This window comes from Bergeyella cardium (genome assembly GCF_003614945.1).
GTDB classification, from domain to species: domain Bacteria; phylum Bacteroidota; class Bacteroidia; order Flavobacteriales; family Weeksellaceae; genus Bergeyella_A; species Bergeyella_A cardium.
In genome coordinates, this window is the sequence record NZ_QYCZ01000001.1 from 1,751,567 (window position 1) to 1,777,123 (window position 25,557).

20 protein-coding genes are annotated in these 25,557 nt (G+C 40.9%); 9 read left to right on the plus strand and 11 right to left on the minus strand.

Features of this window, described 5'->3' with window-relative positions:
* Positions 1-146 precede the first annotated feature (146 nt).
* The 8 genes from sov to dnaB form a co-directional block, all read right to left on the minus strand.
* Complete coding sequence (sov, locus tag D8991_RS07925) at positions 147-7,235, minus strand: T9SS outer membrane translocon Sov/SprA (RefSeq protein ID WP_120489587.1); 7,089 nt, start codon at positions 7,233-7,235, stop codon at positions 147-149.
* A gap of 53 nt (positions 7,236-7,288) precedes the next feature.
* Positions 7,289-7,873: a Holliday junction branch migration protein RuvA gene (gene ruvA / locus D8991_RS07930; RefSeq protein ID WP_120489588.1), complete on the minus strand. Its 585-nt coding sequence runs from the start codon at positions 7,871-7,873 to the stop codon at positions 7,289-7,291.
* Positions 7,874-8,085: 212 nt separating this feature from the next.
* Positions 8,086-8,391, minus strand: a complete 306-nt coding sequence (gene rpsJ / locus D8991_RS07935; RefSeq protein WP_120489589.1) for a 30S ribosomal protein S10 — start codon at positions 8,389-8,391, stop codon at positions 8,086-8,088.
* An 18-nt stretch (positions 8,392-8,409) separates the two neighbouring features.
* On the minus strand, positions 8,410-10,527 hold the full coding sequence (gene fusA, locus D8991_RS07940) for an elongation factor G (protein ID WP_120489590.1): 2,118 nt from the start codon (positions 10,525-10,527) through the stop codon (positions 8,410-8,412).
* 8 nt (positions 10,528-10,535) lie between these two features.
* Positions 10,536-11,012, minus strand: coding sequence for a 30S ribosomal protein S7 (gene rpsG, locus D8991_RS07945; protein ID WP_120489591.1), 477 nt, complete (start codon positions 11,010-11,012; stop codon positions 10,536-10,538).
* 25 nt (positions 11,013-11,037) lie between these two features.
* On the minus strand, positions 11,038-11,433 hold the full coding sequence (gene rpsL, locus D8991_RS07950; protein WP_120489592.1) for a 30S ribosomal protein S12: 396 nt from the start codon (positions 11,431-11,433) through the stop codon (positions 11,038-11,040).
* Positions 11,434-11,565: 132 nt separating this feature from the next.
* Positions 11,566-12,042 (minus strand): ribonuclease HI, encoded by a 477-nt coding sequence (gene rnhA, locus D8991_RS07955; RefSeq protein WP_120489593.1) that lies wholly within the window; start codon positions 12,040-12,042, stop codon positions 11,566-11,568.
* 16 nt (positions 12,043-12,058) lie between these two features.
* Positions 12,059-13,645: a replicative DNA helicase gene (dnaB, locus tag D8991_RS07960; RefSeq protein ID WP_120489594.1), complete on the minus strand. Its 1,587-nt coding sequence runs from the start codon at positions 13,643-13,645 to the stop codon at positions 12,059-12,061.
* 191 nt (positions 13,646-13,836) lie between these two features.
* On the opposite strand from dnaB, the gene D8991_RS07965 reads away from it, so the two are divergent.
* Together D8991_RS07965 and aroC are read left to right on the plus strand one after the other, a co-directional pair.
* Complete coding sequence (locus D8991_RS07965) at positions 13,837-14,172, plus strand: DMT family transporter (RefSeq protein WP_120489595.1); 336 nt, start codon at positions 13,837-13,839, stop codon at positions 14,170-14,172.
* A 44-nt stretch (positions 14,173-14,216) separates the two neighbouring features.
* Complete coding sequence (aroC, locus tag D8991_RS07970) at positions 14,217-15,281, plus strand: chorismate synthase (RefSeq protein WP_120489596.1); 1,065 nt, start codon at positions 14,217-14,219, stop codon at positions 15,279-15,281.
* An 80-nt stretch (positions 15,282-15,361) separates the two neighbouring features.
* On the opposite strand, the gene D8991_RS07975 is transcribed toward aroC, so the two are convergent.
* From D8991_RS07975 to D8991_RS07985, 3 genes are all read right to left on the minus strand, one after another.
* Positions 15,362-16,963, minus strand: coding sequence for a BamA/TamA family outer membrane protein (locus D8991_RS07975; RefSeq protein ID WP_120489597.1), 1,602 nt, complete (start codon positions 16,961-16,963; stop codon positions 15,362-15,364).
* A 6-nt stretch (positions 16,964-16,969) separates the two neighbouring features.
* Complete coding sequence (locus tag D8991_RS07980; protein WP_185123864.1) at positions 16,970-17,770, minus strand: SDR family oxidoreductase; 801 nt, start codon at positions 17,768-17,770, stop codon at positions 16,970-16,972.
* Positions 17,771-17,927: 157 nt separating this feature from the next.
* Entirely contained in the window at positions 17,928-18,404 is a 477-nt protein-coding gene (locus D8991_RS07985; protein WP_120489598.1) for a Dps family protein, read from the minus strand.
* Positions 18,405-18,820: 416 nt separating this feature from the next.
* Here D8991_RS07985 and D8991_RS07990 point away from each other — a divergent pair, with 416 nt between their 5' ends.
* From D8991_RS07990 to D8991_RS08020, 7 genes are all read left to right on the plus strand, one after another.
* A complete protein-coding gene (locus D8991_RS07990; protein ID WP_120489599.1) occupies positions 18,821-19,297 on the plus strand; it encodes a cytochrome c in 477 nt (158 codons plus the stop codon).
* Positions 19,298-19,434: 137 nt separating this feature from the next.
* Positions 19,435-21,402, plus strand: a complete 1,968-nt coding sequence (nosZ, locus tag D8991_RS07995) for a Sec-dependent nitrous-oxide reductase (RefSeq protein WP_120489600.1) — start codon at positions 19,435-19,437, stop codon at positions 21,400-21,402.
* Positions 21,403-21,510: 108 nt separating this feature from the next.
* Positions 21,511-22,098, plus strand: coding sequence for a hypothetical protein (locus D8991_RS08000; protein WP_120489601.1), 588 nt, complete (start codon positions 21,511-21,513; stop codon positions 22,096-22,098).
* 63 nt (positions 22,099-22,161) lie between these two features.
* Complete coding sequence (locus D8991_RS08005) at positions 22,162-22,647, plus strand: nitrous oxide reductase accessory protein NosL (protein WP_120489602.1); 486 nt, start codon at positions 22,162-22,164, stop codon at positions 22,645-22,647.
* A 105-nt stretch (positions 22,648-22,752) separates the two neighbouring features.
* Positions 22,753-23,991: a nitrous oxide reductase family maturation protein NosD gene (locus D8991_RS08010; RefSeq protein ID WP_120489603.1), complete on the plus strand. Its 1,239-nt coding sequence runs from the start codon at positions 22,753-22,755 to the stop codon at positions 23,989-23,991.
* Between the two features lie 53 nt (positions 23,992-24,044).
* A complete protein-coding gene (locus tag D8991_RS08015) occupies positions 24,045-24,761 on the plus strand; it encodes an ABC transporter ATP-binding protein (RefSeq protein ID WP_120489604.1) in 717 nt (238 codons plus the stop codon).
* Entirely contained in the window at positions 24,754-25,521 is a 768-nt protein-coding gene (locus tag D8991_RS08020) for an ABC transporter permease subunit (protein WP_120489605.1), read from the plus strand. The genes D8991_RS08015 and D8991_RS08020 overlap by 8 nt, the downstream gene beginning before the upstream one ends.
* The last annotated feature ends 36 nt before the right edge of the window (positions 25,522-25,557 follow it).

Consider the following 25,557-nt stretch of genomic DNA (forward strand, 5'->3'; position numbering starts at 1 on the left):
AAAGGTAGAAACTTTTTTATAACTACCAAATTTCCACTAAAAAAACACCCTCTTTTGGGTAGAAAACGCATCACAATAATCTTATGATAAACCAAGAGAGAGGGCATCCTCTCTCTCTTTTCAAACTTATTTAGTAAAATTTTGAATTAGAAGTCCGTCGCTCCCGCTCCTGCCCCACCAAAAGTAAGCGTAGCAGAGATACCCGCCCTAATAGTAGAGAGTGGGAATGCCGTAGAGATTTTATACTTGGTAAGCATCTGGTCGTAGAAGAAGCGGAGATTAAGGTTTTGAGACATATTATAGTCCGCAGAAATCTTAATACTGAGTAGCGTCTGCCCACCCGTAATCTGAGAATCATTAAGGAGAATATTCCTGATAAGGGTCTTAGAATTTCTTAGGGAAAGGTCGCCCCTTAGGTTTAAATCACTCTTAATGGTGGTAGATTTTCCTTTAAAGTTCAGCTTCATCTTCAAATCTTTAATGATATAGCCAAAGCCTACGATGTATTCATTGGAATGGTCTTCGGTAAGGGTATTATTTACCAGACCGAGCAGGTAGGTTCTGTCTTTATTGAGCTGAGCCCTGAACTGCATATTATTTCTCATCGTTACATCAGCACCAATGAGCGGAGCAAAGCTCTCTACATAGCCCACTTGGCTGAATGAATACGGATTGTACCTGTTGCCATTAAGATCTCGTGCAGAGACATCAAACCTGTTGTTGAAATACTCGGTGCTAGACTGTATGCCTCCCCCCGTATAAGTTGCAGTATAGCCGTGCAGGATATCAAACTTGCTAAACTGATGGTTAATGAACGGTATATTCCTTAAACCTGAATAAGTAAGTTTCCAGTTAGGAAGTGGGATTTGCATCTTCTTAGGGCTCTTCATAGCCTTTACAGAACCGCCCTCTACCGCTGCTTGGAAGGCAGGGATAAGGATATAGGCATTGGTAATATTATAGCCCTCTGTAAATCCTGCAGCATTGGTAGTAGATGGGTCGCCGAGCTGCTGGGAAAGTATTCTGGCATTTACCTGAAGCCTGTGATAAACCTCATCAGGGTCTTTAAATGCAGTAGAAATCATCCACGCGGAGCGAGATTGGGTAATGGTCTCCGTAGCAAAGGCATCTCTATACCCTACATAATTCGTAGCGGTATTCACATAGTTGAAGCCCGACTGAGTATAGTTTCTGTTGTACTTATTATTAGCCGTGATATCTATTCTCAAATCATTGATAGGAGCTACCTGCAAGTTCATATCAAGAGACTTGGTATTGGATTGCAAGTAAGGGTCTATCATTAAGTCTGAACCAGAAATCCAGCCATTTTGTACGGCGATTCTTCTGACATCTGCCTGCGAACCGAAGAGGAAACCTACAGTAGGCCCACCAATCGTTTGCCCATAACCGTACCAATTCGGTGCAGAGAGCAAGCCTGGAAGTGTGGAGCCATTGGTCTCATTATAATTGATATCAAGCTGTTTGAAGGAGGTAAGCGCATAGGCTATACTCTGCAATGAGGTGAGCTTATTCTTAAACTTATAAGCCTTGAAGCCTGCTTTCTTCCCTTTCTTTTGGAGGGCTTGTTCATAGACATTATTCAGTGAGTCTATCTCCTGCCGTCTCTTGGTCATCACATCATTAATCTTTGCAAAGTATTTAAACTTGCTGAAGAGCTTCGGAATATCTACGGAAGAAGTAGCCGTGATATTATTTGAATTCTGAGCAATATTACCAAGGTTACCATTTGGTGAGTTTCTTATGGCAGATGAGCGGGAGTTCCAGTTGTACTGAACACCATAACCAAACTCTGCCCTCATAAAGTCAAGGTACGGAAGGTACTCAAACGGGAATTTGTAATTGAGCTGTACCCTGTGGTTATACAATACGGGGCGCCCAGCTCGGAAGGGATGATTAAATATAGAATTTGAATTCATCGCATTCACATTCGCGTGGTCGTTTAAGGTTCTGGTAGCGGAATTGATTTCCATCTTCAAGGACTTCGTAAAGTTGAAGCCTAAATTATACTGCCAGCCGAAGTAGAAGTTTCGGTTTCGGATAACATCAAACTCGGAGCCTGGGTTACCACTAAGGATAGCTTCTATATTTCGGTATTGGAGTTCGTTATAATTCCTGTCTATCTCTGTTCTGAAAGAGATTCTGGTAGGCACAGGATTGAAGTTAAACTCTTTTGCCCATCTCAGATACTTATATGCCTTAGCGGTATCGCTTACGATATTCTTGAAAGGCTTTACCACCCAAGGTTTAAAGGTGAAGTTATAATCTATACTTCCCCTTAGGTACTGAGCATAGTTTCTACTTGTGTAAATGTCTCGTGAATAATCATCATTATACACAGCGGTTACAGAGAGGTTTTCTACATCGTAGAACTTAGGTTTCTTCTTAGAATCTACCCTTTCCTTTCGCATATTCACCACACCAATACTTCTCTGCTGAGTATAAGTTCGCGCTATTTGTTTAAGCTCTGCTCTATTCGGTGCATTTTTAAACTCTACATCATTATCAAGCGGGTTGTATTTAGGGTCTTCTATCGTTTGAGAATAAGAGTAATTAACAGGAATCTTCATTCCCGTTTTCTCTGGGAGGAATTTATCAGCATTTATTGTTGTATTAATTCCAAATGCGAGCTTCTCGGTTTGGGCTCTCTCTGCGGGCTTTTGGTCTATACTTCCGAAACCTACGGTAGAGATAGAAGCATTGGCATTGAGCATAGCAAAGTCTCCAAGGTTAAAGTCAATGCTTGCATTTGCTGCATAGCCTCCTTTATTCTCAATACCTGAAAGCCTTACTTCATCTACCCAAACGACCATATCTTTATCGGTAGTAGCAGAAGTATTTCTCACCCCAATCATAATAGTCGTGATGCTTCCCAAACTTGGGCGACCTTTTACGAATACCTTTTTATCGGCATCTCCAAAGTCTGCATAGTGGTAGCGGGTCTGCATTATATTAGGCTGGTTGAGCGCATCTCTCTTCATCTTCGCATTTACGAAATTCTGAACCTCAAGATTGATGGTATTCTGCGAAGGCCATATCTCCATAGGAGAGCGAGCATTCTGCGGGGTATATTTAAGGGAAGTCTCGTATTCATAATAGTTGTCTGTAACATCACTACCGAAACGGATGAAGAACTTCGCCTCAGGGTCTAATGCTGCATTGGTTAGATTTCTCAAATCTTCTGCGTGTACGAAGAGCTCTAAGTTTCTATATCTCCTCATATCGAGGTTAGTATTCTTCACTACACCTCTTGCTTCTCTCTTCGGCAGTGTGCTGAGTTTAAGATAGAGTGAAGATTCATTTTGTCTTTGTACCCCGGCATTGCCACTAAGCACTTGCCTTTCTATACCTGGAGGGAGTACATAAGGCGGGTTTCCATTGGCATTTTCTTCGAGATTTACACTTCCTACGAAGAAGTTTTCATTGCTCGGGTTGCCTACTCCTTCTACATCATTAGCTGCTACTGCGAGGGTTTTGTTATACTTTCTCCAATCGCTTCGCACCAAATCAAAAGTACCAAAACGAAGAGTGGAAGTCTCCTCAAAACCATCGAGGAGTATCCTCGCATACCTTACATTATTAAGTATAGCTTCTGATGAGCCATCTACATTATTATCAAATTGAGAAACAGGAACTCGGAAAAGATACCATTTATTTTTACTTGTTTGCCCGTTTTCAAACCTTACGCTTACTTCCTTTTCATCTACGATGAAATTCTGGTTTAAGGAAAGGCTCGCGCGGTCGAGGTCGATGGTATACTGATTATAAAGCTCCGTCTGGTCGAGGTTATAATCCCGGTTGATATCTTCTGCATCAGGGAGCTGAGTAGCCACTTCCAAACTGTTTGCCTGTGAGTTGCCTTCTGGGTTTCTGAAATATCGGTATCTGTCTATAACGGAATTAGCAAACGGAGGCGGGAAAGCCGTTGAAAGATAAAATACAAAGTCATCAGACGCAGGGTCTAAATTCCCTGTAACAGGATTGATGAAGTTCGTTCCAAACTTCTGAGCTTCCTGCTCGTTATTGAGACCATCATAACCTACATCCTGCTGGCTGCGCTCGTCTTCGGTAGAGAAGGCATAGAGCACAGGGAACTGATTCGGCTGTGAGCCCCAATTGGTCGTAGAAGTAGAATTAGGCTGGTTAGAAGTAGGCAAACCATTTTCGTACTGTAGCTTTCCGTCTTTTAGAACATCTTCGGATACATTCCCGAGCTGTAATCTCAGTTTAGGACTCGCTCCGAGAGATTTGCCATCGGCATAAGGATCCATCATCCAAAACTCTACATATTCTATATTCGCACTTACGAAGTTACTTACAGAGATAGACCGCATAAGCCCTGCCCATCGGCTGGAAGGAGCTTCTGGATTGGTATTAAGGTTATAAGGGCCTCTCTCGGTAGGATAATAGGTAATATCAAAAGTATTGGTAAAGGTTTGCTCTCCCGCTACATAATCTCTGTTATTGAAGAGCTCGGACATTTTCACCCTTCTGGAAGCGTGGTTAGATACAGATTCTGGATTGATACCCGCAGGAGCTTTCCCTCCTATACCATAGAATCTCGGGTCTATATTATACCAAGAGAGCAGCCCTCTGCCATATCCATTTTTAATATCGTCATTAAGACCAGAATTGATATTATAAGGAGGCAGTTTATTATTCTCCGGCTTAGATGCAAGGCTCCAAAAGGCTGGGTCTTTCAGTGAGATTTTAGAGGAGGTTTGCTCAAAGTCATCTATATATGCTTGCCCATCTATACCGCTGTTTTGACCAGGTATAAGGTATGCCGCTTCTGCTTTAAAGTTGAGATTAGACGGTGCATCGGTTTTTACCATTGGGAGTTTATTGGTAATTCGGGTAAGGAATGGCAGCTCATTATTGTACATCATATTAAAGCCCGTCATCGTATTATTTACGGCTTCTTGCCCGAAGTTGACTTTCTGGGTAAGTGGTCTTTCGGAATAATTAACCACAGTAGCACCTATCATTAAGTTTTCATTGAACTTCCTTTCAAGGTTGAGCCCTAAGAACCTTCGTCTTTGGGTATTAAATATCAATTGATTTTCAAGGGAGATGTTGAGCGCTTGTCCTGAGTTTTTCACTTGCTCGTTAATGATATACACCTGCCCAAGCATATAATCTACTGTATAGTCTTGCCCCTCTGTAAGCTGAACTCCATTTGCCGTAACTTTTACTGAACCTGGTGGGATGTTGATTGCCCCAAGTGAGATACCATTGCCTTGGCTTCCTTTGTATCGCCCTTCAATGGTATATCGTTGTGCAAGGTTGGAGTTGTTTTCTACCACAGTTTTCAGTTGGGTATAGAGTTCAGAGAATACATACTGCGGGTCATTAGAACCGAGTATATTTTGGAGATACTTACCAAAAGGCTGAGCTTTAGTAAAGATAAGTTTCCCGTTATCTGGGCTGATGGTAATCCCTTGTACAAAGTCAAAGAGCCCATCTCCCAAGCCTCCACTGCCGTCATTTTGGGTATCATTATTCTGGTTAAGCCTATCCCAGTTAAATAATTTCAAGAGGGTTTGGTCTTGCATCCCATTTACTGGAAGATAATTAATCTTACCTCCCGTTTTAGGATTTCGGTAGTAGATATTGAGCATAAAGTTTTCTGAAGAAATCTGGTTTGCATTGAGAGCATAGATATTCTTCATCATCAAATCCCACATAGGAGAAGTGGTTTTCACCACATTATTCGGTTTTAAGAGCTTGGTAATCACTACTGGGCTCTCTTCGGAAAATTCACCTACCTTATATACTTGTGTATCTCCTGCAAGGGTGTAGGAGTAGGATACCGCGAGGAGCTGATTATCGCTCAACCTTTGGTTTAATGAAATATATCCGAGCTGAGGCTGTAGGGTGTATTCATTAGAATTAAGCCTTCTTGCTCTTCGGTTGAAGACAAACTGCTCACCATCCTGATAGGTTTCATTCGTACCATTAGCATTGGGGAAAGACTGACCTTTTATGGTATTATACGCTGTAGAAACATCTCTGATAGAGGCTCCAAGCGCATTTACACTGTTGTAAAGATTATTCTGGTCATTCTGAGGATAGCCGGCACCTTCGCCTAAGTCTCGGATACCGAGTATGCTTTTCTGCTCAGAAAGGTTACCAGAACCCTGCTCCAATACCCAAACTTCTAATCGGGTAATATTAATTTTAGAATTAATGAGCGGATACTGCGCAAGGGCATTATCATATTGATTAAGGAAGTAATGCCCGAGGAAATAGTGCTGATTATCCTCATAATCGTAGGCATTGAGTTTAAAGGTTTGAAGCGCTCCACCCCCTTGTACCACTACATTTCGGGCTTCTCCCTGCTGTTGGGAGAGAACTACCGTACCTCGAGTTTTACCGAGCTGAAACTCCGTTTTCAAACCAAAAAGAGATTCTGAACCACGGATAAGGCTGGTAGAAAGGGGCATATTCACATTACCAAATTCTACTTTTTTAATGATTCTATCCTCACCGCCATCTACGGGAGCTTCTACGGTTTTGGAGTTGAGGAGCTCCTTACCTTGCTGTACTTTTTTTTGGAGCTTTTGCTGGAGGTCTTGCCAAGTACCTTTTGATTGCCAAGTAAGGTTCATTTTATTTTCAAAGGCAAAACCGCTTTGGGTATCATAATTCGCTTTCAATTGGAGGTTTTCACCTACTTTTGCTAGCAAACTCAGCTGTATTCTCTGCTGAATATCAAAACTGAAATTCTTCCTATTCTGAGGAAGAATAAGCGGATTATCTATCTTCTGATAAAGCGCACCCACATCAAATGAAGCAAAACCTTGAGGTATGAGCTCTATTTTATTTCCGCCGAAAATACTTTCAAATACTTTATTCTTTATGGTGAGAGAGGGGAGTAGCAATCCTTTCTTCTGTGCATCGGTTTTATCTTTTCTATGGACGAGGTTTGCCGCATTAGACTTCTCCCGATAATACGCCCGAAGCTGATTGGTGGTAATGTATCTGCCGTACTCCTTAGGAGACATCGCCACAGGAGCTCCCACGACTACATTTCCTATCTTCGGATAGAGGAGATAGACGCCCAGAGAGACATCATAATACGCCTCATAAATCGTAGGGTCTGGCAAGGAATACTCTTTTCTTATATCTAAACTGTCGGAGGGTTTTACTTGAGCATTTAAAGTACTAAATGCAAAAAAGAAACATAATACGAGATAATAAAGTCTATATTTCATCAAAAAAAATGAGTTTAAAATTGTTCTTGCACGAAGATTTTCATCAGAAAAAGTTAAAGACTTTTTAAAATTTGCTTTACCAAATCTTCTACTGAGAGCTCTGGGTTTTGTTTTAAAAACTTATCGGCAATCTTCTCGCTGCTGCGTTTCGGTATGCCCAAAACTTCTAATGCAGATAACGCCTCTTCTTTGGTTTTATTATACGAATGAGGAGAAATATTTTCGCCCGAAATAGCGTATTTCTGCATCTTATCTCTAAGGTCTACAATAATGCGCTCTGCGGTTTTTGCACCTATACCTTTCACCTTTTGGAGGAGGGCGGCATTGCCCGAGAGTATTGCATTCGGAATCTCTTCCAGCGAGAGCGACGAGAGGAGGATTAGTGCCGAAACCGCTCCCACACCATTCACACTTATTAAGAGATTAAAGATTTCTTTTTCTAAAAGACTGCTAAAACCATAGAGCAGCTGGGCATCTTCTCTAAAAATTTGCTGAGTGTAGAGCAGCGTTTCCTCGCCCAAAACGAGCCTCTGCGAGGTTTGAAGACTAATCCCTACATAATAACCCACACCTGCCACTTCTACTACGGTATAAGTAGGTGCCAGTTCCTGAACTCTACCCCTGAGTGAATAAATCATTGTATTCTGAATTTTAAGCCCCCAAAGATACTAAATCCCTACCTTAGTATCAGCTGAAGGATTTACTTATTAATATAAATAGCTGCCTATTTATTATAGTGGATTTCACGATTTGCTGAAAAAATCCTCTACTTTTTTTTTTATAGAGGGCACTTAATAAAATTCCCCTCCAAAATATTGGAAGGGAACTTTTTATGATTAATCTTAATTTATCATACTTTGATTTCTACATCAACTCCGCTTGGAAGTTCAAGTTTCATCAACGCATCTACCGTTTTAGAAGATGAAGAGTAGATATCCATCAATCTCTTGTGTGCAGATAGCTGGAATTGCTCTCTTGACTTCTTATTTACGTGTGGAGACCTCAACACAGTGAAGATTCTCTTATGCGTAGGCAATGGGATAGGTCCGTTTACAACCGCACCAGTAGCCTTTACTGTTTTTACGATTCTTTCAGCAGATTTATCCACCAGATTGTAATCGTAAGATTTAAGTTTTATTCTGATTCTTTGTGACATTTTAATCTAATTTTAAAATTAACCTCTTGCTTTTGCGATTACTTCTTCAGCGATATTCTGCGGAGCCGGCTCGTATTTCTCGAACTCCATAGAAGATGTAGCTCTACCAGAAGACAGGGTTCTGAGTGAAGTTACATAACCAAACATTTCGGATAGAGGGACGAATGCTTTGATAACTTTTGCATTATTTCTGTCATCCATACCATTTACAGTACCTCTTCTTCTGTTGAGGTCTCCTACGATGTCTCCCATATACTCCTCAGGAGTAACTACTTCCAGTTTCATAATAGGCTCCATTATCACAGCCTTAGCAGCTCTACCCGCTTCTTTGAAACCGAGTTTCGCAGCCAATTCGAAGGATAATTGGTCAGAGTCTACCGCGTGGAAGGAACCATCTTTAAGGGTAATCTTCATTGCATCAACTTCAAATCCAGCCAAAGGACCATTTTTCATTGCCTCTTTGAAACCTTTTTCTACAGAAGGGATGAATTCTTTTGGAATGTTACCACCTTTAATTTCGTTGATGAATTCGAGACCTGTTTTACCTTCATCAGCAGGGCCGATTTCAAAGATAATGTCCGCAAACTTACCTCTACCACCCGATTGTTTTTTATACACCTCTCTGTGGCTTGTAGTGTGGGTAAGAGCTTCTTTGTATTCTACCTGTGGCTGACCTTGGTTTACTTCTACCTTAAACTCTCTCTTCAATCGGTCTACGATGATATCAAGGTGAAGCTCTCCCATACCGGAGATGATGGTTTGACCAGAAGCCTCATCTGTTTTCACTTGGAAAGTAGGGTCTTCCTCTGCAAGTTTTGCCAAAGCATTACCGAGCTTATCTTGGTCAGCTTTTGTTTTTGGCTCAACTGCGATACCGATTACTGGGTCTGGGAAAATCATAGATTCTAAAACGATAGGGTTTTTCTCATCAGAGAGAGTATCCCCTGTTTTGATATCTTTAAAACCTACTGCTGCACCGATATCTCCTGCCTCAATGTACTCAACAGGATTTTGCTTATTCGCGTGCATTTGATAGATTCTTGAGATTCTCTCTTTGTTTCCAGAACGGGTGTTTAGAACATAAGAACCAGCATCTAACCTACCAGAGTAAGCTCTAAAGAATGCCAAACGACCTACGAATGGGTCAGTAGCAATCTTAAATGCCAACGCTGCGAAAGGATCTTTTACATCTGGTTTTCTTGTAATTTCAGCATCTGTATTAGGGTCAGTTCCTTTGATATCATCTTTATCCATAGGAGAAGGCAGATAACGGCAAACCGCATCTAGCATAAACTGAACCCCTTTATTTTTGAATGAAGAACCACAAGTCATTGGGATGATAGACATATCTATCGTAGCTTTTCTCAATGCCTCGTTAATCTCTTCTTCTGTGATAGAATCTGGATCTTCGAAGAATTTCTCCATTAGAGACTCGTCATATTCCGCAACATTTTCTACGAGATTTTGACGGAATTGAAGAACCTCATCTTTCATATCATCTGGAATCGGAACGATATCAAATGTAGAACCTTGAGTTTCTTCGTGCCAGATAATTGCTCTGTTTTTAATCAAATCAACTACCCCTTTGAAGTCTTCCTCAGAACCGATAGGTAATACAATAGGAACTGCATTAGAACCTAACATTTCTTTTACCTGACGGCATACGCCTAAGAAGTCGGCACCTTGTCTGTCCATCTTATTAACGAATCCCATACGAGCAACTTTATAGTTGTCCGCAAGTCTCCAGTTGGTTTCAGACTGAGGCTCTACTCCATCTACAGCGGAGAAGAGGAATACCAAGCCATCTAATACTCTAAGGGAACGGTTTACCTCTACGGTAAAGTCTACGTGCCCCGGTGTATCGATGATATTAAAGTGGTATCCTTTGGTATCAGGAAGGTTTTGACCTTGCTCTGTTGGGAAGTTCCAGTTACAAGTAGTAGCTGCAGAAGTAATGGTAATACCTCTTTCAGCTTCTTGCTCCATCCAGTCCATCTGAGATGTACCCTGGTGAGTTTCTCCAATCTTATGGGTTTTTCCCGTGTAGAAAAGGATACGCTCGGTAGTTGTAGTCTTACCAGCATCGATGTGTGCAGCGATACCGATATTTCTTGTGTATTTTAAATCTCTACTCATTTTAGCAATTAAAATTTAAAGTGTGAGAATGCTTTGTTTGCTTCTGCCATTTTATGAGTATCTGTTTTCTTTTTGAAAGCAGCACCTTCTTCTTTAGAAGCAGCGATAATTTCAGCAGCGAGTTTAAGCGCCATTGATTTATCATTTCTTAGTTTAGCATACTTAATTAACCATTTCATTGCCATAGAGATTTTTCTATCTGCTCTAATAGGCATAGGAATCTGGAAGTTTGCTCCACCTACTCTTCTTGAACGCACTTCTACATGAGGCATTACATTGGTAAGGGCATCTTTCCAAATTTCAAGAGATGTTTTTTCGTTATCTCCTTTCTTAGTTTCTACAACATCTAATGCATCATAAAAAATTCTAAAAGCGATAGATTTTTTACCATCAAGCATTAGGTTATTTACAAATCTTGTTACCAATTGATCATTAAATTTCGGATCCGGTAACAACGCTCTTTTTTTAGCTTTTGTCTTTCTCATTGTTTCGTTTCTTACAATTTAATGATTACTTTTTAGTTGCTGCCTGACCTGGTTTTGGTCTCTTAGCACCGTACTTGGATCTTCTTTGTGTTCTTCCATTTACACCTGCGGTGTCTAATGCACCTCTTACGATGTGGTAACGAACTCCCGGTAGGTCTTTCACCCTTCCGCCTCTTACCAATACTATCGAGTGCTCTTGAAGATTATGTCCTTCGCCCGGGATATAAGCGTTGACTTCTTTACCATTAGAAAGTCTTACCCTTGCAACTTTTCTAAGTGCAGAGTTCGGTTTCTTAGGTGTAGTAGTATATACTCTCGTACATACTCCTCGTCTCTGTGGACATGCATCAAGGGCAGCCGATTTGCTCTTCTTGGCAAGTGTGGCTCTTCCTTTTCTTACTAATTGTTGAATAGTAGGCATTTAATTGCTTTTTATTTTTGAGGTGCAAAAGTATATATTTTTATTGAAACAACAAAACTCATTGCAAACTAATTTTTTAATTTATTAATGAGAAAAATATTTCAACTTACTATCCACCGAATGGATTTGATTTTAAAATAATCCTCCCTGATTTTGATTTTCAAAAAAGACATCTACATTTAGATTAGCCTGCTGAGCAGCTTTTACGGCAAGCTGGTCTACAAGCTCATTCTCTGGATGACCATTATGCCCTTTTACCCAATGAAACTGGGGATTATATTTTATATAAAGCGGATAAAACCTTTTCCACAAGTCCGGGTTTTTTATTTTCGTAAAGCCTTTCTTTTTCCAGCCGAAGAGCCACTTTAAATTAATAGCATCGGAGACATATTTACTATCTGTATAGATATGAATTGTATGCCCTTCAGAATTGATTTTTTCAAGAGCAATGATAACTGCCAAGAGTTCCATACGATTATTGGTTGTCTTCCTGAACCCCTCAGAGAATGTCTTTTGATAGCCCACATCTGGTACGCGCATAAGAATACCATATCCTCCTCTGCCAGGGTTGCCAGAGCAAGCACCATCTGTAAAAATTTCAATTGTCATTTTCTCTAATTAATCATTAGAATGGCATATCATCAAAATCTTCATCATTCATAGAAGAGCCGGAAAGCCCAGAATAATCAGGAGAAGAAGGCATACCAAATGCTGCAGAAGGGTCTATTGTAGTACGAATCTTATCAAAAGCGTTTTCATTAGATTGAGAAGTGATGTTATAATCAAACTCGGCATTTAAAGCATCTAAATCCCCAAACCTTGCGAAGTTTTTAAGGAAAGAGAGACGAACATCTGCAGTAGCTCCATTCCTGTGCTTTGCAATAATAATTTCCGCTTGATTCTCAGTAGCTGTCTGCTCACCTTCAGGGTCATTATCCCAATGGGTAATCTTATAGTATTCTGGTCGGAAGATAAAGGAAACGATATCAGCATCCTGCTCTATAGCACCAGATTCTCTAAGGTCGGAGAGCTGTGGGCGCTTACCTGGTCTGGACTCCACCGTTCTGGAAAGCTGAGAAAGCGCAATTACGGGAACATTCAATTCCTTAGCAATTGCTTTAAGGGATCGGGATATGGTTGCTATCTCTTGCTCGCGGTTTCCTGCGCCCTTTCCTGCATTCCCAGCGGTCATTAGTTGGAGATAATCTACCATAATGATTTTCACACCGTGCTGCATTACCAGCCTACGGCATTTAGCACGGAAGTCAAACACCGAAAGCGAAGGTGTTTCATCTATATAGAGCGGTGCGTTTTCCAGCTCTGATACATTGGTAAAGAGCCTTTCCCACTCTTCATCGGTGAGGGTTCCTTTTCTCAGTTTTTCAGATGAAATTTTAGTCTCAGAAGCTATCATCCTTGTGATGAGCTGTACCGAAGCCATTTCAAGAGAGAATAATGCCAATGGAATCTTGTGCTCCACCACGATATTCCTCGCCATAGAGAGGATAAAGGCGGTCTTACCCATTGCTGGACGAGCAGCAATGATGATAAGGTCAGAATTCTGCCAGCCTCCTGTCTCTCTATCCAAATCCTTAAATCCTGAAGGAATTCCCGAAAGCCCTTGCTTATCTTTGAGCGCCACGATACTGTCTATCGCCTGTCTCACTAAGGAATTTGCGGTATCAAAACCTTTTTTTATGGTTCCATTGGTAATGTCAAAGAAAGATTGCTCCGCTTTGTCGAGGAGCTCCAAGACATCTGTACTCTCTTTATACGAGCTGTCTATCACATTTGCTGAGATATTGATAAGGCTCCTCAGAATGAATTTCTCGAGGATAATGCGCACATAATATTCTATATTGGCAGCAGAAGAAACCGAAAGTGTAAGCTCTATAATATACTGATCGCCCCCTGCGATATTGAGTTTCTCTTCCTTTTTCAGCTCTTGGATTACGGTCATCAGATCCACAGGCTGAGTATTATGATAGAGCTTTGTAATGGCAGAAAATATAATCTGATGCCTTGGGTCATAGAAAACCTCAGGAGTGATAAGGTCTATAGACTCATCTATCCCCTTTCTATCGACCAGAAAGGCACCGAGAACCAATCGCTCTACATCTACGGCATTGGGCGGTATTTTACCTTGTGCGAGTGATAATTCCTGAGTATAATCCCTACTGCTAAGGGGTTTTATTTCTTCTTTCTGAACCATACGGCAAAGATAATTTTTGTTTGATAATCTCGGAAACATAAACCCTCAATGAGAATGTGGATAAGTATGATAAACGCCCCCTCAAAGTTTATCAATACAAAGATTTCTATGTGGAAAACTCAATTAAAAAATTATTTCTCCAAAATTGGATATTTTTGCAGGCATTAAATACAACTGAGAAAGAATAAACGATGAATTGGCTTTATATCATTATAGCGGGACTTTTTGAAACAGGTTTTACCCTCTGCCTCGGCAAGGCACAGGAGAGCACAGGCAGGGAGAGCCTCTATTGGTGGATGGGCTTCCTCGCGTGTTTGGCTATCTCTATGTATCTGATGTTTAGAGCTGTTTCTGGTATTGGGGCGCTACCCATAGGCTCTGCATACGCTATTTGGACGGGTATTGGTGCTGTGGGTGGAGTACTGGTTGGGATTTTTATCTTCAGAGAGCCTGCTACTTTCTGGCGATTATTCTTCGTCTCTACGCTTATTGGCTCTATTGCCGGCTTAAAATTCTTCTCGGAATAGCTTCCATGCCTTATATATAATGTATCACCTTTAATCATCTTTGAATTATGAATAATTTAGGAAATTTCCTTAGCCTTAGCAGTTTTGGCGAGAGCCACGGAGCAGCCTACGGAGGCATTATTACCCATTTTCCTGCGGGCTTGGAGGTAGATTTCAAAGCCATACAACACGAGCTCAACCGAAGGAAACCCGGGCAGTCCAGCATCGTTACTCAACGAAAAGAAAGCGATACCGTACAATTCCTCTCAGGTATTTTCGAGGGGAAAACTACGGGCACTCCCATAGGCTTCATCATAGAAAATGAAAACCAGCGAAGCAAGGACTATGACCATATTGCCCAAGCCTATCGCCCAAGCCACGCCGACTATACCTATGAGCAGAAATTCGGTATTAGGGATTACAGAGGAGGGGGCAGAGCCTCCGCTCGCGAGACCCTCAACTGGGTGGTAGCGGGTGCCCTTGCAAAGCAGCTCCTTCCCAATATTCAAATTCAGGCTTATACCTCCTCCATCGGTGAGATTAATTGTAGCACGCCTTACTACGACTTGGATTTATCCCAAACCGAAAGCAATATCGTACGATGCCCAGATGAAGCCACTGCCCAAAAGATGATCGAGCGGATAAAAGAAGTGAAAAAGCAAGGCAATACCATAGGAGGCACCGTTACCTGCGTTGTCAGGAATGCACCTGTGGGGCTGGGCGAGCCTGTATTTAGCAAGCTACAAGCCGAGCTGGCAAAAGCAATGCTCTCCATCAATGCCTGCAAAGGCTTTGAGTACGGAAGCGGTTTTGAAGGCTCAAAAATGACGGGTAAGGAGCACAACGACCTCTTCAATGCTGATTTCTCAACCCAGACCAACCACTCTGGCGGGATACAGGGCGGGATTTCCAACGGTATGGATATCTACTTCCGATTGGCATTTAAGCCCGTTGCCACCCTTCTCCAGCCACAGGAGAGCTTTACCAGAAACGGCGAACCCATCATCCTTGAAGGTAAAGGCCGCCACGACCCTTGTGTAGTTCCCCGCGCTATTCCAATAGTAGAAGCCCTCACCGCCTTTATCCTCGCAGATTTATATCTGATTAACCATAAAAAAAAGCTGCCTTAACTTGCTTTTAGCTTCTGGCTTTTGGCTAATAGCTCAGTGCTTTCCACGCGAGTGGCTAAGTCCCTCAGCTGGAAGCTGTGTTAGAATTTAGATAAAATTCCCCAGTGGATTTTGGTTTCTTTGAAGCGGAAGGGCTCGCCAGATTGCGCACCATTAGAGACCTGAAAAGTTATTAATCCCATCGGCAGGGAGAAATTAAAGCCCAAGCCTACGCTATAGAATTTCGGGCGGATGCCGAGGGTTTTGTTTCTCAGCAAGCCGTATTGTGCAAAGACATCGAAGAAGGCGGTATCGCTGGCGAGGTAGCGGTACTCGGCGCCTGTATAGGCATAGAAATCGGAAATAAGGGCGTTTTCATTAAAGCCCCGAAAGCTGTTCCAGCCGCCCGTTCTCAGCAGCTCATTCACCGAAAGCGGGAGGGGGGTGCTGAGCATTGCCGACTCGCCTTTTAGATTGAGGTAATGCCTGCCCGAGAGGTGGAAATTTTTCTCCGCATAGAGCGTATATCGGAGGAGGGCGGCACTGCCGTCTTTCGGATAAAGGGTCTTTAAATAATCGCCCTCCGCACGGATTTTTGAGCCGTAGAGAAAGAGCTCTACCTCGGTGGGCTGCTGGTACTCGTACCACAGACCGATGCCCGAGCGGGAGAAGTCCTTCGCCGAGGTGTAGAGGCTATCGAGCACAGTGGAGACTTCAAAACTCGCCCTAAGCCCGATTTTCTGGCGCTCGGAGAGGTTATAAAACAGGCTGGGCTGCGCCTTTACGGTAGCAAAAGTAGAATCCTGTTTATAGATATTGAGCTGGGCATCCAGCCCTATATTGGTTGTAAAGAGGTAGGGAATCCTTGTTTTCAGGTCAAAGGTCTGCCCCCTATCGGGGTTCCTCTGCCAGTAGAGGCTGATGTCTTCAAAGCCGTTGAACATATTCCGAAAAGCGAGGTTTAAGCTCCCATTAAAGGTGAATTTCTCGGTTTTATCATTCCCAAAACCGATGATGCCATCAAAAGTATTGGTTTTTTTCTTTTGGAAGAAGAGGAAAATCTGCGTAGAATCCTTTGTAAAGAGGGTCTGCGGAGGTTTTTCCAAGCTGAGAAAACGATGATTTTGCAAGCTGCGATAGAGCTCGGAGAGCGCACCTTCGCTATACACCTTGCCCACAAAGTCTTTTTCTATGTTTCTCACAAACCTGCGGGGCACTTGGGTATGCGACCTCAAAACAATGCCTGTGATGCGCCTCTGCTGGTTCTTCAATACCGAAATCTCAACCTGCGGAAGATCGTTTTTTATGCCGAGATATTGGGTTTTCACTCGGCTAAAAGCGAAACCTTTCTCGGCATACGCCTTATGAATACTCGCCCGAAGAGAGTCCAGATTGTTGGTAAAAAACGGCTGAGCCCCCCCCATCTCCTTTGCTAAAACGGCATCATACCTTACCAGCGCACGATTGAAATTCCTCCCCTTATCAAAGGTTATTCGGATTTTGCCTCCCAAATCCTCCGTTTTTACAATCTTAGTAAAGTAATAATTGTTCTCCACCAAAGAATCGAGAAACTTCACCGCAGAGATTGAGTCTTTCCTACTGTATTCCGCTTTGCTTTGGTGATCGACCAGCACAAAGCCCCTGCCCTGAGAAAAGGCTTGCACAGAGATTAAAATAAGGAGGATTTTGAGGAAGTTTGCCATAATTTTTTAATGAGATGATAAGCCGCTGTACTTTTTCATCAGCCACTCGTAGAGGTTTTGAGGGAGGAGCCACTTTAATGGCACACCGATTTTCTGACCGATTTTCCCGAAGTAATAATGTGACCTCCACCTGCGCTTTGCAAGGAGCTTTTCGGTATAAATGGCAACCGCTTCTGGGGCTATGCCCTTATCTACATCGGCGTTCATCAGCGGATAGACCTTAGAAAATACGCTCTCATACGGCACCGAAACCGATGTTCTAATCCTATGGTCTGCGATATTCGTTTTTATGTCCCCAAGATGGAGGGCGCAAACCTGCACGCCCCAAGGCGCTACCTCATAGCGGAGGGCTTCGGTTACCTTATCCAATGCCGATTTAGAAGCGGAATAAAACCCACGAAACGGCAGCCCCATCTCAGAACCTATACTTGAAATATTGATGATTTGCCCGCTCCTTTGCGCCCTCATCGAGGGCATCACGGCAGAAATCATCTGCACCGCCCCGATGAGGTTGAGATGAAAAAGCCGGCTTATCTCGTCCTTCGTAGCATCCTCTACCGCACCTACCATCCCCATTCCTGCATTATTTATAAGGATGTCTATTCTGCCTTCGCGCTCTATAACTTTTGCAACTGAGGCTTTCACCTGCTCATTATCGGTAATATCGGTTGGGATTGTAGTGAAATATGCCGACCTCACCTCCTTCCTGCTAAACCCATAAACCGAATAGCCCTTCTTGCCAAAAAACTCCGCAAGAGAATATCCTATCCCCGATGAGCTCCCTGTAATGATTATCGTTTTCTTCATCTTTATCGTATTACGGCGCAAAAATAAGGCACTGTATTTTGTGGGGCAAGCTGTGGCAGACTTTCAGCCGTAAGCGGTATGCAGCGAGATAAAAAATCGTCTCCACAATTGTGAAGACGACTTCTTAAATTAAATATATTTTAAGCAATGAAAAAAGTTATTTTCCTAAATAAGAGTTATACATCCATACTTCTTTTTCTTGTTCGGTAACATAGTCGCTCATCAGGGAGTTTGTACCTTCGTCTCCAGCTTCACCAGCAATGTCAAGCAAGTCTCTCTGAAGCCCTAGCAACACCTGAAACGCATCGATGATGTTTTGTACGCATTTAGTAGCATCGCTTACTTCTGTGCTTTCTTTTATGGTAGAGAGCTTGAGATAATCGGAATAATTATGATTCGGAGTACCGCCAAGGGTAAGGATTCTCTCCGCGATTTCATCAATTTTAAGAACAAGGTTGTCATACAACTCCTCAAATTTTGGATGAAGCGTGAAGAACTGGTCTCCTTTTATATTCCAATGTGCCCCTCTCGTATTCTGATAAAATACAGAGTAGTTTGCTAATAATACTTGAAGTTTTTCTGTGATTTTTACGCAATCGGCTTCTTTTAGCCCGATTATTACTGAATTTTTCATTTGTTCGATTTTTTATTGGTGCAAATGTATAGAGAAAGTCAATGAACTAAAAATATTTTCAATAGATTAAAGCTATATTTATTTTATAAGAAATCATTTTGACTACTCTTTTCATCGTAAAACAAGTGTTCTACAATCATGCTTAACAGCCTTTATTTAGAAAAACTTCATATATAGAGTATTGATATGATTTTTGTCAATATATCCATCGCTATACTATTAATCATTAAAAGACTAAAACATCTTTTATGAAAATTTCTTTCAATAAATCAGGTAAATATTTGCTAAATATTTTAAAAAATCCAGCAAATCAATATAAATAAAACAAATTACCCAAACAGATATTACGAGAATAAAACATTTGCACGAATACTAAAAAGTGTTAATTTTGACCCCGTAATTGTAATTAAAAAAGAATGAAAAAACTAAAATTTTTAGCGATGGCTATGGTTGCTGTAATGGCAATCTCTTGTGGTGACGACAAGAAAAGTGGAGAAGAATCTGCAGATGCAACTGCTACCGAAGCAGGAGGTGCTTCTGGAGAGGCTTCCAAAGATGGTATTGGCAAGTATACCTCTGAAAACTTCACAGCAGGCGATTTTGATGCTGCTGTAGCTGCACACGGAAAGGAAATTGCAGAAGTAAAATGTACCTCTTGCCACAACTATGATGATGTAAGGAAAGTAGGACCAGGCTGGAAAGGCGTAACCGATAGAAGAACGGCTGCTTGGATTCTCAACTTTATCTCTGACCCTCAACCAATGATAGAGAATGACCCTCAGGCTAAAGCATTATTTGAAGAGTACCTCACTCCGATGCCAAATCAAAATCTTACAGAAGATGAAGCTAAGGCAATCTATATGTATATGAGGGAAATTGATGGTAAAAAATAATAATCATCTTTAAACTAAAAAGTAGGGATACCTTTATAATATAGTACTAAACAAAAAAGTTGTTATACGGTATCCCTTATTTACTACCATCGTCAAAAAATTGAATAAAATTTTAATTAACATTTAATACTTGTTTTATGAAAAACCTATGTAAGCAATTAGGGTTGGCTGCCCTAGCGACAGGTTTCCTTTTAACAGGCTGTAAGCCGAAAGGAACAGGAGATGCTGTAAGCGGAGACGCTGCAGAGAGAGTCTATGTAAAACCAGGTGAGCACGATGAGTTCTATAACTTCGTGTCTGGTGGTTTTAACGGACAATTGAACATTTATGGGTTACCAAGTGGAAGACTTCTAAAAGTAGTTCCTGTGTTTTCCCAAAATCCAGAAAATGGATATGGTTATAGTGAAGAAACTAAACCAATGCTTGAAACTTCTCACGGCTTTATTCCTTGGGGAGACCTTCACCACGTAGAACTTTCACAAACCAACAGTGAAGTAGATGGAAGATGGATTTTCTGTAACGAAAATAACACTCCTCGTGTGGCAAGGGTAGACCTTAAAACATTTAAAACTGCTGAGATTATTGAACTTCCAAACTCTGCGGGTAACCACTCTTCTCCATTCATCACTGGAAACACTGAGTATGTGGTAGCAGGTACCCGTTTCTCCATACCATTTGATGATGAAAACGGAGATATCCCATTGGATAGCTACAGACAAAACTTTAAAGGTGCTATCTCTTTCATCGGAGTAGACCCTAAAACAGGAGCTATGGATATTGATTTCCAAATCCAACTTCCTGGTATTGACTTTGACCTTTCTCACGCAGGTAAAGGTCCTTCTAAAGACTGGTTCTTCTTCTCTTGCTACAACTCTGAAAAAGCAAATACCCTTCTTGAAGTAAATGCTTCTCAGAACGATAAAGACTTCTTAATGGCAATCAACTGGAAAAAAGCGGCTGAACTTGCTAAAGCAGGAAAAGGAAGAAAAGTTAAAACAAAATATGCACACAATGTATGGGATGAAGAAACTCATACTGGAAAATCTGAGATTAGAGAAGAAGTTACTATGCTTTCTATCGAAGATCTAAAAGGAAGCATCTACTTTATGCCTTGCCCTAAATCTCCACACGGATGTGATGTAGACCCTACAGGAGAGTACATCATCGGTTCTGGTAAACTTGCTGCTCTTATCCCAGTATTCAGCTTTACAAAAATTCAAAAAGCTATTGAGAAGAATGATGTTATCGGAGATTATGATGGTGTTCCAGTATTGAAATACGAATCTGTACTTCACGGTGAAGTAGAGAAACCAGGTCTTGGTCCTCTTCACACTGAGTTTGATGCACACGGTAATGCTTATACTTCTATGTTCCTTTCTTCAGAAGTTGTAAAATGGAACATCAAAGACCTTAAAGTATTAGACAGACAACCTACTTACTATGCTACTGGTCACTTAATGACTATTATGGGTGATACTGCTAAACCAATCGGTAAATACTTAGTAGCATACAACAAAATTACAAAAGACAGATATCTGCCAACAGGTCCAGAGCTTACTCAATCAGCACAATTATTTGATATCTCTGGCGATAAAATGCAGTTATTATTAGACTTCCCTACTTTCGGTGAGCCTCACTATGCACAAGCTGCACCAGCAGATCTTATCAAGAAAGATCAGCCTAAGTTCTATGACATTGCTAAGAACAACCACCCTTATGTAGCAAGAGGTGAGAAAGACACTAAAGTAGTAAGAGAAGGCAATAAAGTACATGTATACTTAACAACTGTTCGTTCCCACTTAGCTCCAGACAATATTGAAGGAATTAAAGTAGGTGATGAAGTATTCTTCCACGTAACCAATATCGAGCAAGACTGGGATATCCCTCACGGATTCGCTATTAAAGGAGCGAGAAACCAAGCTGAGCTTCTTATTATGCCAGGTGAGACAGTTACTTACAAGTGGAACCCTGAAAGAGTAGGTATATTCCCTATGTATTGTACAGACTTCTGTTCTGCTCTTCACCAAGAGATGCAAGGTTACATCAGAGTATCTCCTGCGGGAAGCAATCCAGAACTTAAGTGGAGTTTAAATAATAAAAACTAAACTTTGAAAATCCGGTAAAAGTAATAAAAGCTCTAACCGATGAATCAATAATTTTTATTAATCATCTAAAGGGCGGGTACAACCGCCCTTTTTAAATAAAAAAGTATAATGAAATCTAATACAATTAGTGGGTTGTCCAAAACAATCCTTATCCTTAGTGGTATCGGTCTTTTCGTTTGTATGTTTGTTCCTATATGGTGGATCTATTTATGGGCACCACAATATCCAGAAGGCTTGAATATGTATCTCTACTCTGATCAAATAACAGGAGATTTGGATAAAATTAATCCTCTAAACCACTATATCGGGATGAAAAAGATTAATGCCAGCGATTTCTGGGAATTTACTTATATGAATTATATTCTTGCTTTTTATGGCATTCTTTGTATTCTCGCAGCATTCATCAAGAAAAGAAGTTTTCTGTATTTTGTTATGATTCTGTTCCTTTTATTCGGTATCGGTTTTATGACTGACTTCTGGTATTGGGAGTATGACTATGGACATACCTTAGCCGATGATGCCGCTATTAAAATCCCTGGTATGAGCTACCAGCCACCACTCATTGGACCGAAAGATTTACTTAATTTTAAAGCAGCATCCTGGCCACATTTAGGAGGTTCTATTATGTTTGCAGTAGGAGTTTTACTTTTTCTGATATCAGTAAAAGAGTTTAAAAGCGCAAAAAAAGAATCCTAAAACAGCCTTAGATATTGCTCAATATCAAAATTTAAGTATATTTGTCTCCTAAACACTTGAATTATGAAGTTATATAATAAAGTTGCTTTTTCTATTGTTGCAATCGCTTTCACAGCTTGCCAGTCTAATAATGAGCCACAGCCTATCAATTATGGAAAAGATCAGTGCGACCACTGCCAGATGACCATTACTGATAATAAATACGGTGCTGAGCTTATTACATCTAAAGGGCGAGTGTATAAGTTTGACGACATTACCTGCTTGGAAGGTTATAATGAAGAACATTCTGATAAAACCAAAGACTCCAAACATTATGTTTCAGACTTTGAGAGCCACGAGCTTATCCCAGTAGAAAAAGCAACATTTATATATGGCGGAGAACTTAGAAGCCCTATGGGAGGCAATAGAGCCGCTTTCTTAGACAAGACTAAGGCTACAAAATTTGCAGAAAAACTCGGTGCAAGTTCAGAACCTCAGCAGTCTTCTACTGAGGATCACCATCACAATGAAGGAGGGGAAGAAAACCCTCACAGTATGCACAATCACTAAACGAAATCATTAAAATATTGATTTCGAAATGAATATCGCAGTTGGCATCAGTTGGCTGCAATATTTTTTATAGTACAGACCTATCATCATTTTAATCTAATACGAATGAGATTATTATTTTCAATCCTCTTGCTTTTATTTTTCAGTTCTGCTTTTGCCAAAGTATATAAAGTCGGTGCAAACGAAGAATACAAAACCATTAAAAAAGCTATGGAAGCCGCTAAAAACGGAGACACTATATTGGTAAAAAAAGGGCATTATAAGGAAGGGAATATCAATGTAACAAAGTCATTAACCTTTATTGGCGAGGGGAGGCCTGTGCTCGATGGCGAAATGAAATACGAGATTATGTCCTTCCGAGCGAATCATATTATTCTCAAAGGGTTTAAACTTATCAACTCAGGGAAGAATGAGTTTAAAAACATCGGTGCTATAAGGTTATACGACAGTAAGTTTACCACCATTCAAGACAATATCTTCCAGAATAATTATTTCGGAGTTTATATCCAAAGAGGCTTCAGATGTTTGATAAAAAACAACCGCTTTATTTCTAATAGAACGACCAACCAAGAGCAGAGTGGCAACGGTATCCACGCTTGGCAATGCGATGAGATTTGGATCAAGAATAACTATATCTCTGGCTACAAAGACGGTATCTATTTAGAACGGGTGCGCTCTTCATTCATCTATAAGAATTACTCTTATAAGAATATGCGCTATGGGCTCCACTTTATGTTCTCCCACAACAATGTTTATAAAGGCAATACCTTCAAAAACAACTCTGCTGGCGTAGCCGTTATGTACACTAAAAATGTAGATATGGAATACAATATCTTTGAGGACAACTGGGGAGATGCCGCATACGGACTGCTATTAAAAGAAATACAGTACAGCAAAATAAAAAATAACATCTTCAGAAGTAATACCACCGCAGTATTGGTAGACGGTGCTACGGAGATGGAAATAGAACGAAATACCTTTGTAAACAACGGCTGGGGGCTTAAGATTAATGCTAACAGTAGAGACAGCAAGCTCTTTTATAACAATTTCATCAATAATACCTTTGATATCAGTACCAATGGCAGTACAATGATGAATGAATTTAAGTACAATTACTGGGATAAATACGAAGGCTACGACCTCAATAAAGACGGCATAGGAGATGTACCTTTCTACCCTCTAAGCCTCTACTCCGTACTTACGGAAAAGAACCCCTCAGTAATGCTACTCTACAAAACCTTCTTTGTAGACCTGCTGGAAAAGACCGAAAAAATAGTTCCAAGCCTTACGCCGGAGAATTTCGTAGATAAAGAACCAATGATGAAGAAAAATACAAGAAAATAAAACCAAAGGAAAACATCCCTTTATTCAGTGTATAAAAACGAAGATTGACAAATATGATTCAGATAAAAAACTTAATAAAAAATTTTGGGAAGTTTCGTGCTTTGAACGATATTAACCTGAATTTCAGCGAAGGCCAATCCATTGCTCTCATCGGTCCCAATGGCTGTGGTAAAACTACCCTCATCAAGAGTATACTGGGGCTTAATGTAATAGAAAAAGGCAGTATTGTAGTAGATGGAAAAAATGTACGGGATGATTTCCAGTACCGCGAGCACATCGGGTATATGCCACAAATAGGAAGATACCCTGAAAATATGACGATTGGGCAGACCATCAAGATGATACAAGACATTAGGAAGTATCCAAAAGACCAGATAGACACCGAGCTTCTGGAGGCTTTCGAGCTGGAAAAAATGTATCATAAGAAAATGAGTACCCTCTCCGGTGGTACCACTCAGAAAGTAAGTGCAGTACTTGCGTTTATGTTTAACCCCAAAATCATTATTCTCGATGAGCCTACAGCTGGTTTAGACCCTCTTGCCTCTGAGATTTTAAAGAACAAAATCATCAAAGAAAAAGATAAGGGCAAACTGATTATAATTACCTCCCACCTCTTAAGTGAGCTCGATGAGATTATTACGCAGATTGTTTTTATGAATGAGGGACGCATCCTCGTGCATCAACCAGTGGAAGAATTGCAACAAACCACAGGTAAAGAAAAGATTTCCGACGCTATTGTGAGTATCCTAAAACAGATGAAAGATGAATAATACAGCTAAATTTATCATTTTTGATATCCTAAAAAATAAAATCGTACTGGTATATACTGCCATTTTGTTCCTCATCTCGTGGGCGCTTCTCGGTTTGGAAGAAAACTCTTCCAAAGCTACAGCCAGCCTTCTCAATGTAGTCATTTTGCTGGTACCACTGGTAAGTGTTATTTTTTCTACGATTTATGTGTATAACAGTAGCCAGTTCATCGAGCTGCTCCTAAGCCAGCCTGTCGCACGAACTCGCATCTGGCTCGGAATTTTTATTGGAATTTCTACAGCGCTTATCGCGGCATTCCTCATCGGTTGTGCATTGCCTATTTTCCTTTATTCATCATTGGAAACGGGCTTCTCGCTCATTATTTCGGGCTGCTTCCTATCGGTCATCTTCACTGCTTTCGCTATGCTGATGTCCATCTCCGCAAAAGACCGAGCAAAGGGTATTGGGCTTTCTATTTTTATATGGATATTTTTCAGTTTGGTATATGATAGCATCTTGCTTCTTCTCATTTTCCAGCTGTCAGATTATCCTATCGAAGGTACAATGGCAACTCTCACAGCGCTCAATCCAATAGGTCTTTCCCGTATTTTTGTGCTTTTGCAGTTAGATGTAGCTGCAATGCTCGGGGCAACAGGGGCGATATTCAAGGAGATTTTCGGTAGCGGAGGCGGTATGGGAGTCTCGCTGCTTATCCTCTGCGTGTGGATAGCCATCCCTCTCTTTCTCAGCTTGATTAAGTTTAACAAAAAGGATTTATAATATAAAATCACCCCTATTTCCTCCCTCCTCAGCAGG

What these genes read in the sequence shown, in the direction of transcription:
- sov (WP_120489587.1), bottom strand. Translation starts at nt 7,235, where the DNA reads ATGAAATATAGACTTTATTATCTCGTATTATGTTTCTTTTTTGCATTT.
- dnaB (WP_120489594.1), bottom strand. Translation starts at nt 13,645, where the DNA reads ATGGTTCAGAAAGAAGAAATAAAACCCCTTAGCAGTAGGGATTATACT.
- nosZ (WP_120489600.1), top strand. Translation starts at nt 19,435, where the DNA reads ATGAAAAACCTATGTAAGCAATTAGGGTTGGCTGCCCTAGCGACAGGT.
- D8991_RS07985 (WP_120489598.1), bottom strand. Translation starts at nt 18,404, where the DNA reads ATGAAAAATTCAGTAATAATCGGGCTAAAAGAAGCCGATTGCGTAAAA.
- D8991_RS07965 (WP_120489595.1), top strand. Translation starts at nt 13,837, where the DNA reads ATGAATTGGCTTTATATCATTATAGCGGGACTTTTTGAAACAGGTTTT.
- rnhA (WP_120489593.1), bottom strand. Translation starts at nt 12,042, where the DNA reads ATGACAATTGAAATTTTTACAGATGGTGCTTGCTCTGGCAACCCTGGC.
- D8991_RS08005 (WP_120489602.1), top strand. Translation starts at nt 22,162, where the DNA reads ATGAAGTTATATAATAAAGTTGCTTTTTCTATTGTTGCAATCGCTTTC.
- fusA (WP_120489590.1), bottom strand. Translation starts at nt 10,527, where the DNA reads ATGAGTAGAGATTTAAAATACACAAGAAATATCGGTATCGCTGCACAC.
- D8991_RS07990 (WP_120489599.1), top strand. Translation starts at nt 18,821, where the DNA reads ATGAAAAAACTAAAATTTTTAGCGATGGCTATGGTTGCTGTAATGGCA.
- D8991_RS08000 (WP_120489601.1), top strand. Translation starts at nt 21,511, where the DNA reads ATGAAATCTAATACAATTAGTGGGTTGTCCAAAACAATCCTTATCCTT.
- rpsJ (WP_120489589.1), bottom strand. Translation starts at nt 8,391, where the DNA reads ATGTCACAAAGAATCAGAATAAAACTTAAATCTTACGATTACAATCTG.
- rpsG (WP_120489591.1), bottom strand. Translation starts at nt 11,012, where the DNA reads ATGAGAAAGACAAAAGCTAAAAAAAGAGCGTTGTTACCGGATCCGAAA.
- D8991_RS08020 (WP_120489605.1), top strand. Translation starts at nt 24,754, where the DNA reads ATGAATAATACAGCTAAATTTATCATTTTTGATATCCTAAAAAATAAA.
- D8991_RS07980 (WP_185123864.1), bottom strand. Translation starts at nt 17,770, where the DNA reads ATGAAGAAAACGATAATCATTACAGGGAGCTCATCGGGGATAGGATAT.
- ruvA (WP_120489588.1), bottom strand. Translation starts at nt 7,873, where the DNA reads ATGATTTATTCACTCAGGGGTAGAGTTCAGGAACTGGCACCTACTTAT.
- D8991_RS08010 (WP_120489603.1), top strand. Translation starts at nt 22,753, where the DNA reads ATGAGATTATTATTTTCAATCCTCTTGCTTTTATTTTTCAGTTCTGCT.
- rpsL (WP_120489592.1), bottom strand. Translation starts at nt 11,433, where the DNA reads ATGCCTACTATTCAACAATTAGTAAGAAAAGGAAGAGCCACACTTGCC.
- D8991_RS07975 (WP_120489597.1), bottom strand. Translation starts at nt 16,963, where the DNA reads ATGGCAAACTTCCTCAAAATCCTCCTTATTTTAATCTCTGTGCAAGCC.
- D8991_RS08015 (WP_120489604.1), top strand. Translation starts at nt 24,045, where the DNA reads ATGATTCAGATAAAAAACTTAATAAAAAATTTTGGGAAGTTTCGTGCT.